We start from the raw sequence: 16,235 nt of genomic DNA on the forward strand, positions 1-16,235 counted from the left end.
AGGAGGTGGTATGACGATCAATCAGGAGTGGACCCGGGCACGCGGGATGACCAGCGGCGTCCCGGTCTCGGGGTCGGGGATCACCCGGCAGGGCACTTCGAAGACCCGCTCGACCAGGGCCGCGTCCAGCACCTCGGCCGGTGGGCCCGCGGCCGCCAGCTGGCCCGCGTGCAGCACCACCAGATGGTCGGCGTAGCGGGCGGCCTGGCCCAGGTCGTGCAGCACCATGACCACGGTGCGGCCGAGTTCGCGGTGCAGCCGGGCGACCAGGTCGAGCACGTCGAGCTGGTGGCGCAGGTCCAGGAAGGTGGTCGGCTCGTCGAGCAGCAGCAGCTCGGTGTCCTGCGCCAGGGTGAGGGCGATCCAGGCGCGTTGGCGCTGCCCGCCGGAGAGCTGGTCGACCGGCTGGTCGCGCAGCTCGGCGGTGCCGGTGCGGTCCAGCGCCGCCTCCACCGCGGCCTGGTCGGCGGCCGACCAGGGGCTGAGCAGCCGCTGGTGCGGATAGCGGCCGAGCCGGACCAGCGCCTCGACGGTGATCGCCTCCGGGGTGACCGGCTGCTGCGGCAGCAGGCCGAGCCGCCTGGCCAGTGCCCGGGCGGGCATCCGGTTCAGGTCGGCGCCGTCCAGGGTGACGGTGCCGGCCGCCGGGTCGAGCAGCCGGGCCAGGCCGCGCAGCAGGGTGGACTTGCCGCAGGCGTTCGGGCCGACCAGCGCGGTCACCGCGCCGCCGGGCAGCGCCAGGTCCAGGCCGTCGACGATCAGCCGGTCGCCGTAGCGCAGCCGCAGGCCGTGTGCGGCCAGCTGGTTGGCGTGTTCCGTCGCCTTCGGGGCGAGCAGGTTCATCGGGTGCTCCGGTTCATCACGCGGTCCTGACGGATCATCAGAACCAGTAGCCAGGGGGCGCCGAGGGTCGCGGTCATCACGCCGACCGGCAGGCCCGGCACGGGCAGTAGGTGCAGCACGGTCAGGTCGGCGGCCAGTAGCAGGACGGCGCCGAGCAGCGCGCAGAGCGCCAGCGTCGCGGGGGTGGGCGGCCCGGCCAGGAACCGCACCAGGTGCGGCACGGCCAGCGCCACGAACCCGACCGGCCCGGTCAGCGCGGCCGCCAGCGAGGCCAGCGTGATGGCGAGCAGCAGCAGTCTCAGCCGGTCCCGGTCGGGGCGCAGGCCGAGTCCGCCCGCCGAGTCGTCGCCCAGGTCCAGCACCGCCACCCGGCGGTCCGCCAGCAGGACGGCGGTCAGCGCGCCGGCGATCGCGCCGCCGCCGACCCAGACCTCGGTCCAGGTTCGCCCGTAGAGCGAGCCGGTGGTCCACTGCAGCGCGGTGGCGGCGAGTTCGGCCGGGAAGCGGACGATCATCAGGTTCACCGCCGCCGCCAGCCCGGCCTGCACGGCTAGCCCGACGAGCACCAGCCGTCCGACCGCTGCCCGGGAGCGCCAGGCGAACGCCCCGAGCAGTCCGGCCGAGACCAGTCCGCCGCCCAACGCGGCCAGCGGCACCAGCAGTTGGGAGGCGCCGAGGGAGAGCAGCAGCACCGCGCCGAAGGACGCGCCGCCGGTCACCCCGACCACGTCGGGCGAGGCCAGCGGGTTGCGGAACAGCCGCTGCAATAGCGCGCCCGAGACGGCGAGACCGGCGCCGGCCACCAGCGCGGCGAGCACCCGAGGTGCGCGGAACTGCTGGACCACCAGCACGTCGCCCCCGTCGCCGAGCCCGACCAGCGCGCGCAGCGCGGTGAGCGGCGGGATCGACACCTCACCCGTGCTCAGAGCGACGGCGGTGAGCACGAGCAGGGCGGCGAGCGCGAGCAGGCAGAGCAGCAGGGTGTGGCGCCGTCGGGCGAGCCTGGCGGGTGAGACGTTCATCGGGTGGTCCTCCGGGCGAGCACGGCGAGCAGTGGCGCGCCGAGGAACGCGGTGACGATGCCGACCTCCAGCTCGGCGGGCCGGATCACCAGCCGGCCCAGCACGTCGGCGGCCAGCAGCAGGATCGGGCCGCCGATCAGGCAGCCGGGCAGCAGCACCCGGTGGTCGTTGCCGAGCAGTTGCCGGCACAGGTGCGGCGCGGCCAGGCCGACGAAGGCGATCGGCCCGGCCACCGCCACCGCACCGGCGGCCAGCAGCACCACGGCCAGCCCGGCGGTCGCCCGGATCCGCGCCACCGGCACGCCCAGCGCCTGCGCGGCTTCGTCGCCGAGCGCCAGCGCGTTGAGCGCGGGTGTGACGGCGATCGCCAGGACCAGGCCGAGTAGCAGCAACGGCAGGACCGGGGTGAGGACTTCGAGCCCCCGCCCGTCCAGCGAGCCGACCAGCCAGAACCGCGCCTCGTCCAGCGTGCGGCGGCTGGCGAGCATCAACGCGGAGGTCCAGGAGGTGAGCACGGTGGCCAGCACCGTGCCGCCCAGCGCCAGCCTGGTCGGGTCGAGATCGCCGCTCCGCCGGGCCATCGCGTGCGCGGCGCAGGCCGCCAGCGCCGCCCCGGCCACCGCGAACCAGACGTACTCGACGGGCCGGGTCAGCCGCAGCACGTAGATCGCGGTGACCACGGCGAAGCTCGCGCCGGCGTTGACTCCCAGGGTGGTCGGGGAGGCCAGCGGGTTGCGCGTGGCGCCCTGGGCGATCGCCCCGGCCGCGCCGAGTGCCGCACCGACCACCAGCCCGAGCACGGTGCGCGGCACCCGAAGGCCCGTCACCACCTGGACGTCCGGGTCGGCGTGCCGGCCGGCGCCGGACAGCGCGTCGAAGACGGTCGACAGCGGGACGGAGCGGGAGCCCAGCGCGAGGCTCAGCGCCAGGCAGAGCAGCAGGACGCAGAGGCCGAGGCAGAGCAGCAAGGTCTGCCGGGCCGCCAGGGGACGCTGCGCCGGGGCGGTTGAGGCCGCCGGATCGATTCTCAGCACGAGATCGATATTAGGTTAGGCAAACCTAAGTTCGTCAAGTCTCGGATGCCGGTTTCGCGAAGAATGGTCCGCTTGCATACAGCGAGCCGTATAAGGTGAGCCTTACCTTACTCACGAGGTACTGAATCTGACAGGGAGTTGCCGCGATGCCCGAGGCGCCACCGCTGCCGGACACCTATCGCCGACTGAGCGAGCACTGCCCCGCGCTGCGCGTCCGGCTGCTGGTGGACGGTGAGTTGATCGACCGTCAGCAGTGGATCGCGGCAACGGACTTCGCTGGCCGGATGCCCGAACTGATCGAGGGAGAGGTCCGGCGGATCCACGCCGAGCACGGCCGCCGGATGCCGCCCCACGTGGCGGCGGCGCGGCTGCTGCACCACTACCTCTGGTCGGCCTGCCTGCTCGTCGGCGGGCCCTGGTATCTGACCGGGGTGGTGCCGGAGCTGCTGCCGGACCGGGTGTGGCTCGACGCGCGGACCGGCGAGCTGGCGTTCCGCCCCGGCGGCGAGCACGAGGACGCGTCACCCGCCGGACTGCGGGCCGTCGTCGCCGCGCACGCGGCGCCCGTGCTGGCGGCCTTCCAGCCGGTCGCCAGGCGAGGCTCGCACGCGCTGTGGGGGATGGTGACGGACGATCTGGTCTCCGGCCTCTGGTACCTGGGCCGGATGCTCGGCCGTGAGCAGGACGCGGTGGCGCGGGCAGAACAACTGCTGCCGGGCGGCACCGCGCCGCTGCCGGGCGGCGCACACTTCCGCCGTCTGGTGGGCGCTACCGGACGCGAGCACCTGACCCGGACGCGGCTCGGCTGCTGCCTCTACTACGCGCTGCGTCCGGACGAGGCCTGCCTGACCTGCCCGCGCACCTGCGACGCGGAACGGCTGCGCCGCCTGGAGGGCTAAGGCGTGTGCAGCCGGGCGGCGCGCAGCTGGTCGGCGAGCAGCACTGGTGCCTCGACCAAGGACGGTCCGTACCAGGTGAGGTGACGACCACTCAGCAGCGCCGCCGGGATGCCGGGGAACGCCTCCGGGCCGTCCGTCGCCCCGAACCGGTACGGCTCGTCCGGCAGCACCACCAACTCGGCTCCGCTGGACAGCAGTTCGGATAGCGCGATGGCCGGGTACCGGTCGGCGTGGTCGGCGTGGAGCTGGCGGATGCCCAGCCGGCGCAGCAGGTCGCCGGCGAAGGTGTCCCGGCCGAGCACCATCCACGGCCGCCGCCAGATCGGAACCACCGCGCTGCGCAACCGAGTCGGGGCCGGCAGCTGCTGCCAGGCGGCCCGCGCCTCGGCCAGCCAGGCGGGCGCGGTCAGTCCGCAGGCCTCGGTCAGCAGGCGGTCGAGCGAGCTGAACGCGGCGTCGAGCGTGCGGATCTCGGTCACGTACACCGCGATCCCCGCCGCGCGCAGGGCGTCCAGATCGGGCAGCCGGTTCTCCTCCTCGTTGGCGATCACCAGATCGGGGGCGAGCGCGCGGATCGCGTCGAGATCCGGGTTCTTGGTGCCCCCGATCCGGGTCGCGGCCAGCCCGGCCGGGTGGCTGCACCAGTCGGTCGCGCCGACCAGCAGTCCCGGGGAGCTCACCGCGACCGCCTCGGTGAGCGAGGGAACCAGCGAGACGACCCGCCGCACCGACGACCCGAGGCGCACCGGCCGACCCTGGTCGTCGTACACCGTGCGGGGCGTCATCGCTTCGTCCCGGGAACGGTGGTGAAGACGCGGTCGCTCGTGGCGTCCGGCGGTGCCTCGGTCACGCTCGTCCCCTCCGTCCCAGCCGTCTGCTCCGGCCCAGCGATCGTACGATGCCCGATCACCGGCTCAGCACACCCATGGCCGGCACGCCGCCGCGCGGCACCCCGTACCGGCGGGTGAAATACTTGAAAACTCGGCGAGGAGGTGGTGGCGATGGCCAGACCCATCTGGACAGGCACGCTGAGCTTCGGACTGGTCGCTGTACCGGTGGGCCTGTACTCGGCCACCGAGGACCACTCCGTGCACTTCCGGCAGCTCCAGCGCGGCACCTCCGACCGGGTGCGCAACCAGCGGGTCAACGAGCGTACCGGCGAGGAGGTCGAGTACCGCGACGTGGTCAAGGGCTTCGAGCTGGCCGAGGGCGAGTACGTGGTGCTGGACCCGGTCGAGCTGGAGCAGATCTCGCCCGGCCGGTCCAAGTCGATCGAGATCAGCGGCTTCGTGGACCTGGCCGAGGTCGACCCGATCTACTTCGACAAGACCTACTACCTGGGCCCGCGCGGCAAGGAGTACGGCAAGGTCTACGGGCTGCTGCACCGGGCGCTCGCGGACACCAACCGGGCGGGGCTGGCCACCTTCGTGATGCGCGGCAAGCAGTACCTGGCGGCCGTGCGGGTGGAGGGCGAGGTGCTGGTGCTGCAGACCATGCACTACGCCGAGGAGGTGCGCGACCCGCACCGGGAGATCGACAACCTGCCGCAGGCGCCCGCCGAGCCGTCGGAGAAGGAGCTGGCGGCGGCCCGCCAGCTGATCGAGATGCTCAGCGCGCAGTGGAAGCCGGAGGAGTACCGCGACACCTACACCGAGCAGGTGCGCGAGCTGGTCGAGGCGAAGCTGGCCGGCGAGGAGGTGGTCAGTGCCGCGCCCGCACCGGAGACGACGAACGTGGTGGACCTGATGGCGGTGCTGGAACGCAGCCTGCAGCAGGCCGGCGGCGACGGCGAGGGCTCGGCGAACCAGGCGCGGGCGGCGAAACCCGCAGCCAAACCGTCAGCGAAACCCGCAGCGAAACCCACAGCGAAGCCGTCGGCGAAATCGTCGGCGAAATCGGTGGAGCGACCGCAGGCCGAGCAGCCCGCCGAGCCCGCCGAGCCCGCCGACCTGGCCGAGCTGAGCAAGGCCGAGCTGTACCGGCTGGCCACCGAGCAGGGCGTCACGGGGCGCTCGTCGATGACGCGCGACCAGCTGCTCGCGGCGCTGCATGGCTCGCAGGCCGAGCCGGCCAAGAAGCACCGGCTGCGCGCGGTCTCCTGATCGGCCGCCGCTGCCGCGTCCCCCGAGCGCCCCTCACCCCGGCAGCGCGACCGCCTGCGCCGGATCGGTCACTCCCGCGTGCAGGTCGCCGGCGGCCCGCACCCGCTCGGCGACCGCGTCGGCGGTGAAGACCAGCTGCTCGGCCCGGCGGCAGCCCGCCACCTCGGGCCACTCCAGCGGGGTCGAGACGGTCGGCTCCGGACGGGCCCGCAGCGAGTACGCCGCCACCGTGGTCTTCGCGCTGTTGTTTTGCGACCAGTCCACGAAGACCCGCCCGGGCCGCAACTGCTTGGCCATCTGGTCCACCACCAGGTCCGGCAGGGCCTGGCGCAGCCGCCGGGCCAGCTCGCGAGCGTACGCCGACACCCGTTCGGCCGGCGTGTCGAGCAGCGGCACGGTCAGATGCAGTCCTTTGCTGCCGGTGGTCTTGGGCCAGCAGCGCAGACCGTCGGCCGTCAGCAGTTCGCGCGCGGCCAGGGCCACGACGCAGCACTCGACCACCCCGGCGCCGTCCCCGGGGTCCAGATCGATGATCAGCCGGTCATGCGTCGCTGGGTCCCCGCGCCACTGCGGGACGTGGAACTCCAGACACCCCAGGTTCGCGGCCCAGAGCAGCGTCGGCAGATCGTCCACCACGGTCTGCCGCATGGTCTCCTGACGGTGCGTCACATCGAGCGTGGTCACCCAGCCGGGCGCGCCCGGTGGCACCCGCTTGGCCCAGAACCGCTGGCCCTCGACCCCTTCGGGCAGCCGCAGGAAGCTGGCGGGCCGCCCGGCCAGGTGCGGCAGCATCGCGGGCGCGACGAGCGTGTAGTACCGCAGCAGCGCGGCCTTGGCGAAGCCGGTGCGGGGGTAGAGCACCCGGTCCAGGTGGGTCAGTCGCAGGCGGCGGCCGGCCACCTCGGTGACGGTGGCGGTGGGGTCGGGCATGCCTGAGATGGTGGCAGTCCGGGCTCGGCGAGTCGCGGGCGGCGCGCGGGTGGGGCCGGTCGATGATGGGCGGGTGACGGACCCGACGGACCCGACGGACCCGACGTTGCTGACGGACCCGATCGCGGCGCTGGAGCGGATCGCCTTCCTGCTGGAGCGCGAGCAGGCCTCCCCGTACCGGGTCCAGGCCTTCCGCAAGGCGGCCGCGACGCTGCGCGCACACCATGGCGAGTTGCCGCGCACCACGGCAGGACTGGCTGCGCTTCCCGGTCTCGGCCCGGTCACCGCGGCCGTGGTCGCCGAGGTCCGGGCCGGCCGCACGCCCGACTACCTCGCCGAGCTCGAACAGCGCGCCCGCACCCCGCTGGCCGAGCTGGACGGGCCGGGCGCCGCGCTGCGCACCGCCCTGCGCGGGGACTGCCACCTGCACTCCGACTGGTCGGACGGCGGCAGCCCGATCGAGCTGATGGCCCGCACCGCCCGCGACCTCGGCCACGACTGGGCGGTGCTCACCGACCACTCGCCGCGGCTGACCGTGGCGCGCGGCCTGAGCGCCGAACGGTTGCGCGAACAGCTGGACGTGGTGGCCGAGTTGAACCGGCGGCTGGCGCCGTTCCGGCTGCTGACCGGGATCGAGTGCGACATCCTGGACGACGGTTCGCTCGACCAGGAGGACGGGCTGCTGGCCGAGTTGGACGTGGTGGTCGCCTCCGTCCACTCCAAGCTGCGGATGGCGGCGGGCCCGATGACCCAGCGCCTGCTGGCGGCCGTCGCCAATCCGCTGGTCGATGTGCTGGGCCACTGCACCGGTCGGCTGGTCGGCGGAAAGCAGCGCCCCGAGTCCGAGTTCGACGCGGCGCGGGTGTTCGCGGCCTGCGTCGAGCACCGGACCGCGGTGGAGATCAACTGCCGCCCCGAGCGCCTGGATCCGCCCGGCCGCCTGCTGCGGCAGGCCGAACAGGCGGGCTGCCTCTTCGCGTTGGACACGGACGCCCACGCACCCGGCCAACTCACCTGGCAGGAGTACGGGTGCGCCCGCGCCGCCGCGGCCGGGGTGCCGCCGGAGCGGGTGATCACCACCTGGACGGTGGACCAGTTGCTGGCCTGGACCCGTACGGGACAGCGACCGTAGCCGGCGCGTGCCAGTCACGGGAGGGGCCGGTAGCGGGCCCTCCCGTGACTGGTCAGCGAACTGACTCGGGGTCAGGTGGAAACGTCAGCCGGAGATCGCGCAGCCGCCGGCCGCGTTGCTCCAGGTCGGCTGCATGGCGAACGAGCCGGTCGGCAGCGAGACCGCAGCGAGGTTCTGCCAGGCGCACAGGTCGCCGTTCTCCTCACCGTCCGAGGCGACCCAGCCGCTGGAGGGCTGCGGGTCGGTCATCGACTCGGCGTACTCGTGGCCCTCGACGATGCTGAACCCGTCGAGCTGGCTGGAGACCGAGCTGGCGCCGCAGCCCGAGCCCGCGTCGAGCACGTACGGCATGTTGGTGTAGGAGACGCTGCCGTTGTAGTCGTGCCAGGCGCAGAAGCCGGAGTTGGGGAAGCCGTCGGGTGAGGTGCCGCTCGGGCTCATCACCACGATCTGCACGTCGGGGCCGGAGGCACCGAAGTGCTGGGCGCCGACATTGGCCTCGGCGGCGATGTCGGCCTGCTGGGCCGCGGCCGGCGCGGCGCCCGAGTCGTCGACCCAGGTGCCACCGAGGACGGCGCCGTTGAAGGACGGGCCGGCACCGCTGTTGTCGGTGTACTGGGAGGTGACGGTGGACCAGGTGTCCTGCGAGGTGCCCAGGCCGCTGAACAGATTGGTCTCGTACTGCTGGACGCCGTTGCCGTCACTGTCCCACTGGTTACCCCAGAACACCAGGTAGACGGTCACCTGGTGCTGGACCGGACCGCCGTTGTAGATGAGGTTGCTGGCGGCGGGCGCGGGGTGCGCCGCCCGGGTGGCCTTGGCGCCGGCGCCACGCATCGGGACCACGCCGTGTCGCCCGTGCGTCTGAACGCTCATCACCTGGCCGTGGGTGCGCACCAGGTGCACGCTCGGGTCGGCCACGGCGGGTGCGGCGCTGCTGCTGGTGGCGCTGCCGACCAGGCCGCCGATGGCGAGCGCGGAAACCGCGGCGAGGTGCCGCAGTCGCCGGGACCGGCTGGTGGTGGGGGTACGGTGTTCGCGCGAGTCGCGCATCCCTGGCTCCTTTTGGTGCGGTGGGGGACAAAAGGGGCAGCACATCCGGTCGTCGGCCGGCCGAGATCGTCGGGTCGGGAGGGACCGGTGCAGGTGCTGGGCGTGCACCGGTGCGCGTCGCGTCGCAGTGGCGGGCGGCCGCGCACGAGCGGTGGTCCGGGCGGGTCCGGTGTACCGAAGGCCGACGCTTGGGGGGTGTCGGGAGGCTGCTTCCGGAAGGCCGTTTGACCGATGCTCATCAAAGCAAATCGGTTGACCGTCAGCAAGGCTATGAGAAGCGACAGTTGGCAGATTTGGCGAACAGTTGACCGGGGCGGGCCGGTATGCGGCCTTCCTGGGAGGGAATGCGCGCAATGCGGAGTGATGGGGACGATCGGTGTCGGTCCGTGTCGTTGACACCCCGCCGATCCGGTCCCTAGCGTGGGCGCCCCGTCTACCGGCCAGTAGGGATCAGCATGGACAGCGACTCGCCCGCCCCGGGCACCGGCACTGCCGCCGACACCGGGCGCCCCTACGACCTGGTCCTCTTCGGCGCCACCGGTTTCACCGGGCGGCTGACCGCCGAGTACCTCGCGCGCGTCGTGCCCGAAGGCTGCCGCTGGGCGCTGGCCGGCCGCAGCCTCGACAGGCTGACCGAGGTGCGGCGCTCGCTGGCCGCCGGTCGCCCCGAACTCGCCGACCTGCCGCTGCTGGTCGCCGACGCCGCCGACCGGACGGCGCTGCGTGAGGTGGCCGGTGCGGCCCGGGTGGTGATCTCCACCGTCGGCCCCTACCTGCGCTACGGCGAGCCGCTGGTGGCCGCCTGCGCCGAGGCCGGCACCGACTACGTCGACCTGACCGGCGAGCCCGAGTTCGTGGACCGGATGTACGTCCGCTACCACGAGCAGGCCAAGGCCAGCGGCGCCCGGTTGGTGCATTCCTGCGGCTTCGACTCGATTCCGCACGACCTCGGCGTGCTCTTCACCCTGGGCCGGCTGCCGGCCGGCACCAAGGACGCGCCGGTCGCGGTACGCGGCTTCGTGCGGGCCGGCGGCACCTTCTCGGGCGGTACCTTCGCCTCGGCGCTGACCGCGTTCTCCCGCCCGCGCGCCACCGCCCAGGCCGCCCGCGAGCGGCGGGCCGTGGAGGAGCGCCCGGCGGGGCGGCGGATCCGCACCTCGCCGGACCGGCCGCGCTGGTCCGACGACGCACGGGCCTGGGCCTGGCCGCTGCCCACCATCGACGCGCAGGTCGTGGGCCGCTCGGCCGCCGCGCTGCCCGTCTACGGGCCCGACTTCCGCTACGGCCACTACGCCGCCGTCAAGCGCCTGCCGGTCGCGCTCGGCGGCAGCGTGGGCATCGCGCTGCTGGTGGCGGCGGCCCAACTGCCGGCGCTGCGCCGGTGGCTGTCCGCGCTGCGCAAGCCGGGCGAGGGCCCGAGCGCGGCGGAGCGGGCGAAGTCCTGGTTCACCGTCAGGTTCGTCGCCGAGAGCGCCGGGGCGCGGATCTGGACCGAGATCAGCGGCGGTGATCCCGGCTACACCGAGACGGCGAAGATGCTGGCCGAGTCCGCGCTCAGCCTCGCCTTCGACGACCTGCCGGCGACGGCGGGGCAGGTGACGCCGGCCGCCGCCATGGGGGAGGCGCTGATCGAGCGGCTGCGCGCGGCGGGGATCCGGTTCACGGTCCTGGTCAAGCCGCCGGCCGACGCGCCGGGCCGGGTGAGGTGACTCCGGGGCGGATCGGGCGAGACGCTCCTGGGCCGCGGTGACCGGTATCCGGTCGGCGTGCTCCGCGATCGATTGTCAGTGGTAGGTGCCACGCTGGTGGCAGCCATTCGAACAATCGCTCGGTTAGGAGCGCAGCCATGGGCACCTGGGACATCGGCCCCTTCGACAACGACACCGCAGCGGACTTCTCCGGTCGGCTCGACGCGGCCGCGCTCGCCGAGCGGCCCGGCCTGCTGCGGGCGGTGCTGGAGCTGGCGATCGCCGCCGACCGCTACCTGGAGAGCGACGAGGCCGAGGAGGCGGTGGCCGCCGCGGCCCTGGTCGCCGCTCAGCGCCGTGGCGGCGAGCCGATCGATCCGGCCTATGCGCCGAGGGCCCCGATCCAGGTGCTCGGGCCGGAGTTCGACGGGCTCGCGCTCCAGGCGCTGGACCGGGTGACCGGGCCGGGGAGCGAACTCGCCGAGCTCTGGGGGGATTCCGGCGAGGAGTCCCGCTGGCGAGAACGGCTGGCCCGGCTGCGCGCGGTGCTCGACGGGGTCGCCCGCTGACGCCGGCGGCTACCTTGCCGCCGCCTTCCAGACCCAGCTGGTGAGCGGCTCCCGGTCACCGAGCTGGCCGCGCCCGGTGGACCAGAGCAGCACCTCGACCGGGTCCCCGGGCGGCGCGGCGGGGAAGAGCCGGGTGAGCACCTTGGCGCACAGGTCCGCCGGCGGCCGCCAGTCGATCCGCAGACCCTGGGCGATGTCATGGGTGTGCAGCAGGATCTCGGCCACGCCCATCGCGGCGAAGCCGGTCGGGTCGGTCGGCCCCCAGTGCCACGCCCGATCCGCCGGGTCCGCAGCGTCCAGCGCGCTGCTCAGCATCCCACCGCAGGCGCGCACCACCGCCAGCAGCTCGCGCGGAGAGGCCCCAGGGTGCACCTCCAGGTCGAACGGCAGATAGGAGTCGGTCGGCCGGGCCGTCAACTGCCCGGCATACGCCACCAGATCATGCGAGATGTGCGCCGCGGTCGCCGCGCAACTCCACTCCAGCGTGCCGGCCGGCACCTGCCAGTCCGCGTCCACCCGCGGTGCGAGCGCGCGGACCGACTCCGCCACGGCGAGGTCGACGTCGCGGCCGGTCGGCCCGGGCTGTCCGGTGATCTTCTCCATCGGCCGATCCTCGCAGCGGTGGCCGACCGAGGGCAACGCCATATCGGCTGCCCAGCCCCGTCGCACCGGCTGGACGGCAGACTCTGACGGTGGATCAGTTCGGCACGCAGTCCGGGGCCGCGATGGATGCGGCGGGCGCGGTGCTGCGCAGCCCGTCGAGCAGGACCCGCAGGGTGCGGTGGCGCTGGTCGTCGGTTGCCCGCAGGCCCAGGGTGTGGTCGGCGGCGGTGATCGAGGCGAGCAGGAACGCGACGTCCTGCCAGGTGAGGTCGGTGCGCAGCACGCCGGCCGACTGGGCGCGTTCCACCAGGAAGCGGAACCGCTCGCGCAGGACGGCCAGCGTGTCGTCCAAGGCCTCGCCGAAGACGCCGCCGAGCGCTTCGCAGATGCCGCAGCTCTCGGTCCGCAGCCCCACGTAGCCGGCCGCGAAGTCGCACAGCCCCTGCCAGGGGTCGGGCTCGGCGAGGGCGCGGTCGGCGAGGGCGATGATCTCGCCCAGCACCTCCTCGAGCACGGCCAGTAGCAACGCCTCGCGCGACGGGATCCGCCGGTAGAAGGTGCCGACCCCGACACCGGCTCGGGCGGCGATCTCATGGGCGGAGGCCGTCACGCCGAGTTCGGCGATGGCCGTCCGGGCGGCCGCCACCAGTCGCTCCACGTTGCGCCGTGCGTCGGCCCGGGGTTGACGGCCCGTCGGGTCGGCGGTCAGGCGGTCGACGGCGTGGGTCGGGCTGCTCATGGCCCGATCCTAGCAATAACTGGACCAACCCTGTCCGGTTGGCTAGAGTCCAGCCAGGCAACTGAAGCGGACAAGTCTTGTCCGTTTTACGGGAGGAGTCTGCACATGACGGCGCGACAGAAGATCCGGGTCGGCATCATCGGCGTGAACCCGCGACAGGGTTGGGCGATGCGCGCGCACATCCCCGCGCTGCGTGCGCTGCCCGACTACGAGATCACCGCGGTGGGCACCAGCCGGATCGAGAGCGCCCGCGTGGCCGCGGACCACTTCGGCGTCCCGCACGCCTTCGCCGATCCGCGCGAGCTCGCCGAGCACCCCGAGGTCGACCTGGTGGTCGTCACCGTCAAGGTGCCCGCGCACCTGGAGCTGGTGGAGGCGGCCCTGGCGGCCGGCAAGCACGTTCTCTGCGAGTGGCCGCTGACCCGCACCACGGCGCAGGCCGAACGCCTCACCGCCGCGGCCGCTGTCGCAGGTGTCCACCACGCGGTCGGCCTGCAGGCCCGCTACGCGCCCGCGCTCGGCTACGCGCGGGAGCTGATCGCCGACGGCTACCTCGGTGAGATCGGCTCGGCCACCCTCTACGAGGCGCGCGCCAAGGGGGCCGGCGAGACGATGCCCGCGTGGATGGCCTACACCCTGGACCGGGCGAACGGCGCTGGGACGCTCGAGGTGGCGGGCGGCCACACGCTGGACGCGGTCCAGCACCTGCTCGGCGGCATCGAGCGGCTCTCCGCGACGCTCGCCGTGCGGCGCGGCTCCTACCGGATCGCCGAGACCGGAGAGCCGGTCGAGGTCAACAGCCCCGACCAGCTGCTGCTGAACGCGACGCTGGCCGGCGGCGCGGTGCTCTCCGCGCACATCCACGATGGGAAGGGCGTCGAGCCGCGGACGCGACTGGAGATCTCCGGCAGCAAGGGCGACCTCGCGCTGGTCTCCGCCGGGCCGGGTGCCCCGATGGGCATCCAGGTCGGCGAGCTGCGCCTGCTCGGGGCTCGCGGCGTGGGTGGCTCGTTGGCCGAACTGCCGATCCCGGCGAAGTACTTCACGGTGGATCCGGCATCGGTGGGCGACCAGGGCCACCATGTCGCCCAGCAGTACGCCCAGTTCGCCGCCGACCTGCGCAGCGGCGAGCGCACGGTGCCGGACTTCGCGGCGGGCCTGCGCTTGCACCGCCTGCTCGACGCGGTGCGGCGCTCGGACGCCACGGGGACTCGGCAGGTGGTGTAGGCCCGCGCGCCGGGCTACGGTCGGTCGCGGGCCATCGCCGCGAGTCGCGGGGGCCGTGTTGAAGGTGGCACGGACCGCGCCATGCCCTGCCCCGCCGCGGGCACTGCCGTGGACGGTCGCACGTTGACCAGAGCGGGCCGCCCGATGAGGCGGGAGTGTCGAGCAGGACGGGTGGTGGGTCGATGAGCAGCGCGGACATACCGTCCGAGCCGGCCGACGGACCCGGGAGCGAGTCGGGGGCGACGGACGACTGGGACGCGGTGCGGCTGGACGAGGCGTTCGTGCGCTCGGCGCCGGTGGTCGAGCCCTCCGGCCGGGCGCGGATGCTGGCCGCGCGGTGGCAGCGGGAGCCACCGGAGCCGCAGCCGTGGCGGTCCGACCGGCCGCCGGCCGGCTGGTTCTGGAGCCGGGTGCGCAAGGGGCGCTGGCGCCGCCGTTGACCGCGGGTCACTCGTGCGGAGCGGCGCTGAGCTCGGCCTCCGCGTCGATCCGGACGTCCGCGTCGAGCTGGCCGTCCGCGTCGGCCTGGGCCGTGGCGTCGGTGAGGCCCAGGCGCAGGTGCTCGACGTGGTAGACGGCCTGGTCGAGCAGCGCGGCGACGTGGTCGTCGTGGAGCGCGTAGACGATCGAGCGGCCGTGGCGCCGCCCGACCACCAGGCCGAGGTTGCGCAGCAGGCGTAGCTGGTGCGAGCAGGCCGACTGCTCCAGCCCCACCTCGTTGGCGAGTTCGGTGGCCGCGCAGGAGCCTTCGCGCAGCCGGGCGAGGATCAGCAGTCGGGACGGGGTGGCCAGCGCCTGGAGGGTGGCCGCGACCTTGGCGGCGTTGGCCGCGTCCAGGCGGGCGCGCGGGATGGTGCTCTCGGCGGGGGTGACGGCTCCATGACCCATGGCGTCCATCATACTGATGGGTACATGAACATCTGTTCATGTAATCCTGGGCGTGGCGAGTGGGGAGACGGTGCCGACGTGAGCAAGCGGCGTGTTGATCGTGGTGACCGGGGCACCAAGGGCACCAAGGCCAGTGGGGACCGGACGGCAGCGGGCGTCGGTGCGGGAAGCAGGGGCGCGGCGCGCTGCCTGGTGAGCGTCTGCCGGGGCTGCTGCTGCGGCACGCCGAAGGTGCCCGGGATCGACCACGCCGCCCAGTTCACCGGCCTGCGCGCCAGCCTGGCCGGGGTCGCCGAGGTGCGACCGGTCGGCTGCCTGGATGCCTGCGACCGCGCGAACGTGATCGTCATACAGCCCTCACCGCAGGGTCGCCGGGCCGGTGGGCGCCCGGTCTGGCTGGGCTTCGTCAACGACGAGGACGCGGCCCGCGACATCACCGCCTGGGTGGCGGCGGGCGGGCCCGGCCTGGTCGACCCGCCCGAGATTCTCGACCTCTACTCCTTCAGCCCCTCGCGGCGGATCAGGGAGTCACTGGAGAGTTAGGGAGTCGCTGCAGGGCTGACGGGCGGTCAGCTGCCCGCGTGACGCGGCCGGTCCGGCGCGGTGCCTCGTCCGGCCCTGTGGGGATGCCGCGGGGCGCGGCTGCTGCGAGCGTCGTGAGGAGAAGTCGGGTACCAGCGACCAGAAGGAGTGCGCCATGGCGCAGACGCCGGGCCAGGGCGGGTGGAGCGCGCCGGTGACGGCCGGGCCGCCGGAGTTCCTGCCGATCCTGGACCTCCCCGAGTCGGGGCCGCAGCGTCGGCTGACCGTCCTCTTCCGGTGGCTCCTGCTGGTGCCGCAGGCGATCGTGCTCTGGGTGCTCTCGGTGGTCGCCTTCTTCGCGGCGGTGATCGGCTGGTTCGCCGCCCTCTTCACCGCGCACCTGCCCGAGTCGATCGCCCGCTTCCTGATCGACTACGTGGGCTACGACACCCGGGTGACGGCCAGCGCGACCCTGCTGATCGACCGCTATCCGCCCTTCAGGCTGCGCCAGCCGCCCGACTTCCCGGTTCAGGTGGAGCTGCGGCCCGGTCGACTGAACCGGGCGGCGGTCTTCTTCCGGCTCATCCTGATGATCCCGGCGGCGGTGATCAACAGCCTGCTCGGCACCGGCTGGCTGGTGCTCTGCTTCTTCTTCTGGCTCTGGGTGCTGGTCACGGGTCGGCTGCCGCGCCCGGTCTTCGAGGCGACGGCGGCCTTCGTGCGGTACCGGATGCGGTTCGACGCGTACGTGCTGATGCTGACCTCCGCCTACCCCAAGGGGTTGTTCGGCGAGGAGCGCCCCGCGCCGGGCGCCGGTGCCCTGCCCGTGTCGGCCACCCGGCCGCTGGTGCTGAGCGGTGGCGGCAAGGGGTTCGTGGTGGCGTTCCTGGTGCTCGGGCTGGCGGGCCACGTGTCCAGCGACTGGGCGAGCACCGACCACGGCACGTCCAACGACACGACCACCACCGCCCCGGCGCGGTAGGT

18 protein-coding genes are annotated in these 16,235 nt (G+C 73.6%); 9 read left to right on the plus strand and 9 right to left on the minus strand.

Going from position 1 to position 16,235, the window contains the following annotated elements; genetic code table 11:
- Positions 1-21 precede the first annotated feature (21 nt).
- Genes P3T41_RS27360 through P3T41_RS27370 form a run of 3 tightly spaced genes read right to left on the minus strand, consistent with a single transcriptional unit; the run spans position 22 to position 2,851 of the window.
- Positions 22-843: an ABC transporter ATP-binding protein gene (locus P3T41_RS27360; protein ID WP_280693183.1), complete on the minus strand. Its 822-nt coding sequence runs from the start codon at positions 841-843 to the stop codon at positions 22-24.
- The gene (locus tag P3T41_RS27365; protein ID WP_280693184.1) at positions 840-1,865 is read right to left on the minus strand and encodes an iron ABC transporter permease; all 1,026 of its coding nucleotides are present in this window, start codon (positions 1,863-1,865) and stop codon (positions 840-842) included. Before P3T41_RS27365 ends, P3T41_RS27360 begins: the two co-directional genes overlap by 4 nt.
- The gene (locus P3T41_RS27370) at positions 1,862-2,851 is read right to left on the minus strand and encodes an iron chelate uptake ABC transporter family permease subunit (RefSeq protein WP_280693248.1); all 990 of its coding nucleotides are present in this window, start codon (positions 2,849-2,851) and stop codon (positions 1,862-1,864) included. The genes P3T41_RS27365 and P3T41_RS27370 overlap by 4 nt, the downstream gene beginning before the upstream one ends.
- 194 nt (positions 2,852-3,045) lie before the next feature.
- Between P3T41_RS27370 and P3T41_RS27375 the strand changes: the two genes are divergently transcribed.
- A complete protein-coding gene (locus P3T41_RS27375; RefSeq protein ID WP_280693185.1) occupies positions 3,046-3,798 on the plus strand; it encodes a (2Fe-2S)-binding protein in 753 nt (250 codons plus the stop codon).
- Here the strand turns inward: P3T41_RS27375 and P3T41_RS27380 are convergent.
- Positions 3,795-4,583, minus strand: a complete 789-nt coding sequence (locus P3T41_RS27380) for a helical backbone metal receptor (RefSeq protein WP_280693186.1) — start codon at positions 4,581-4,583, stop codon at positions 3,795-3,797. The two genes, P3T41_RS27375 and P3T41_RS27380, sit on opposite strands and share 4 nt — an antisense overlap.
- Before the next feature lie 216 nt (positions 4,584-4,799).
- Between P3T41_RS27380 and P3T41_RS27385 the strand changes: the two genes are divergently transcribed.
- A complete protein-coding gene (locus P3T41_RS27385; RefSeq protein ID WP_280693187.1) occupies positions 4,800-5,900 on the plus strand; it encodes a Ku protein in 1,101 nt (366 codons plus the stop codon).
- A 33-nt stretch (positions 5,901-5,933) separates the two neighbouring features.
- Here P3T41_RS27385 and ligD read toward each other — a convergent pair whose 3' ends face one another.
- Entirely contained in the window at positions 5,934-6,830 is an 897-nt protein-coding gene (ligD, locus tag P3T41_RS27390) for a non-homologous end-joining DNA ligase (RefSeq protein WP_280693188.1), read from the minus strand.
- Between the two features lie 73 nt (positions 6,831-6,903).
- Between ligD and P3T41_RS27395 the strand changes: the two genes are divergently transcribed.
- Positions 6,904-7,962: a PHP domain-containing protein gene (locus tag P3T41_RS27395; RefSeq protein WP_280693189.1), complete on the plus strand. Its 1,059-nt coding sequence runs from the start codon at positions 6,904-6,906 to the stop codon at positions 7,960-7,962.
- Positions 7,963-8,046: 84 nt separating this feature from the next.
- Here the strand turns inward: P3T41_RS27395 and P3T41_RS27400 are convergent, their stop codons facing one another.
- Entirely contained in the window at positions 8,047-9,015 is a 969-nt protein-coding gene (locus P3T41_RS27400; protein ID WP_280693190.1) for a hypothetical protein, read from the minus strand.
- A gap of 455 nt (positions 9,016-9,470) precedes the next feature.
- Between P3T41_RS27400 and P3T41_RS27405 the strand changes: the two genes are divergently transcribed.
- A complete protein-coding gene (locus tag P3T41_RS27405; protein WP_280693191.1) occupies positions 9,471-10,724 on the plus strand; it encodes a saccharopine dehydrogenase NADP-binding domain-containing protein in 1,254 nt (417 codons plus the stop codon).
- 137 nt (positions 10,725-10,861) lie between these two features.
- Complete coding sequence (locus tag P3T41_RS27410) at positions 10,862-11,272, plus strand: DUF4259 domain-containing protein (protein WP_280693192.1); 411 nt, start codon at positions 10,862-10,864, stop codon at positions 11,270-11,272.
- A gap of 9 nt (positions 11,273-11,281) precedes the next feature.
- Here P3T41_RS27410 and P3T41_RS27415 read toward each other — a convergent pair whose 3' ends face one another.
- Complete coding sequence (locus tag P3T41_RS27415) at positions 11,282-11,875, minus strand: maleylpyruvate isomerase N-terminal domain-containing protein (protein ID WP_280693193.1); 594 nt, start codon at positions 11,873-11,875, stop codon at positions 11,282-11,284.
- A 94-nt stretch (positions 11,876-11,969) separates the two neighbouring features.
- A complete protein-coding gene (locus tag P3T41_RS27420) occupies positions 11,970-12,614 on the minus strand; it encodes a TetR/AcrR family transcriptional regulator (protein ID WP_280693194.1) in 645 nt (214 codons plus the stop codon).
- Positions 12,615-12,719: 105 nt separating this feature from the next.
- Between P3T41_RS27420 and P3T41_RS27425 the strand changes: the two genes are divergently transcribed.
- A complete protein-coding gene (locus P3T41_RS27425) occupies positions 12,720-13,841 on the plus strand; it encodes a Gfo/Idh/MocA family oxidoreductase (RefSeq protein WP_280693195.1) in 1,122 nt (373 codons plus the stop codon).
- Positions 13,842-14,023: 182 nt separating this feature from the next.
- Entirely contained in the window at positions 14,024-14,281 is a 258-nt protein-coding gene (locus tag P3T41_RS27430; RefSeq protein WP_280693196.1) for a hypothetical protein, read from the plus strand.
- Positions 14,282-14,288: 7 nt separating this feature from the next.
- Here the strand turns inward: P3T41_RS27430 and P3T41_RS27435 are convergent, their stop codons facing one another.
- Entirely contained in the window at positions 14,289-14,729 is a 441-nt protein-coding gene (locus P3T41_RS27435; RefSeq protein ID WP_280693197.1) for a metalloregulator ArsR/SmtB family transcription factor, read from the minus strand.
- 189 nt (positions 14,730-14,918) lie between these two features.
- On the opposite strand from P3T41_RS27435, the gene P3T41_RS27440 reads away from it, so the two are divergent.
- Together P3T41_RS27440 and P3T41_RS27445 are read left to right on the plus strand one after the other, a co-directional pair.
- Positions 14,919-15,272, plus strand: a complete 354-nt coding sequence (locus P3T41_RS27440; RefSeq protein ID WP_280693249.1) for a (2Fe-2S) ferredoxin domain-containing protein — start codon at positions 14,919-14,921, stop codon at positions 15,270-15,272.
- Positions 15,273-15,426: 154 nt separating this feature from the next.
- Positions 15,427-16,233, plus strand: a complete 807-nt coding sequence (locus tag P3T41_RS27445) for a DUF4389 domain-containing protein (RefSeq protein WP_280693198.1) — start codon at positions 15,427-15,429, stop codon at positions 16,231-16,233.
- The last annotated feature ends 2 nt before the right edge of the window (positions 16,234-16,235 follow it).

It is taken from the genome of Kitasatospora sp. GAS204B (genome assembly GCF_029892155.1).
In the GTDB taxonomy this organism is placed as follows: domain Bacteria; phylum Actinomycetota; class Actinomycetes; order Streptomycetales; family Streptomycetaceae; genus Kitasatospora.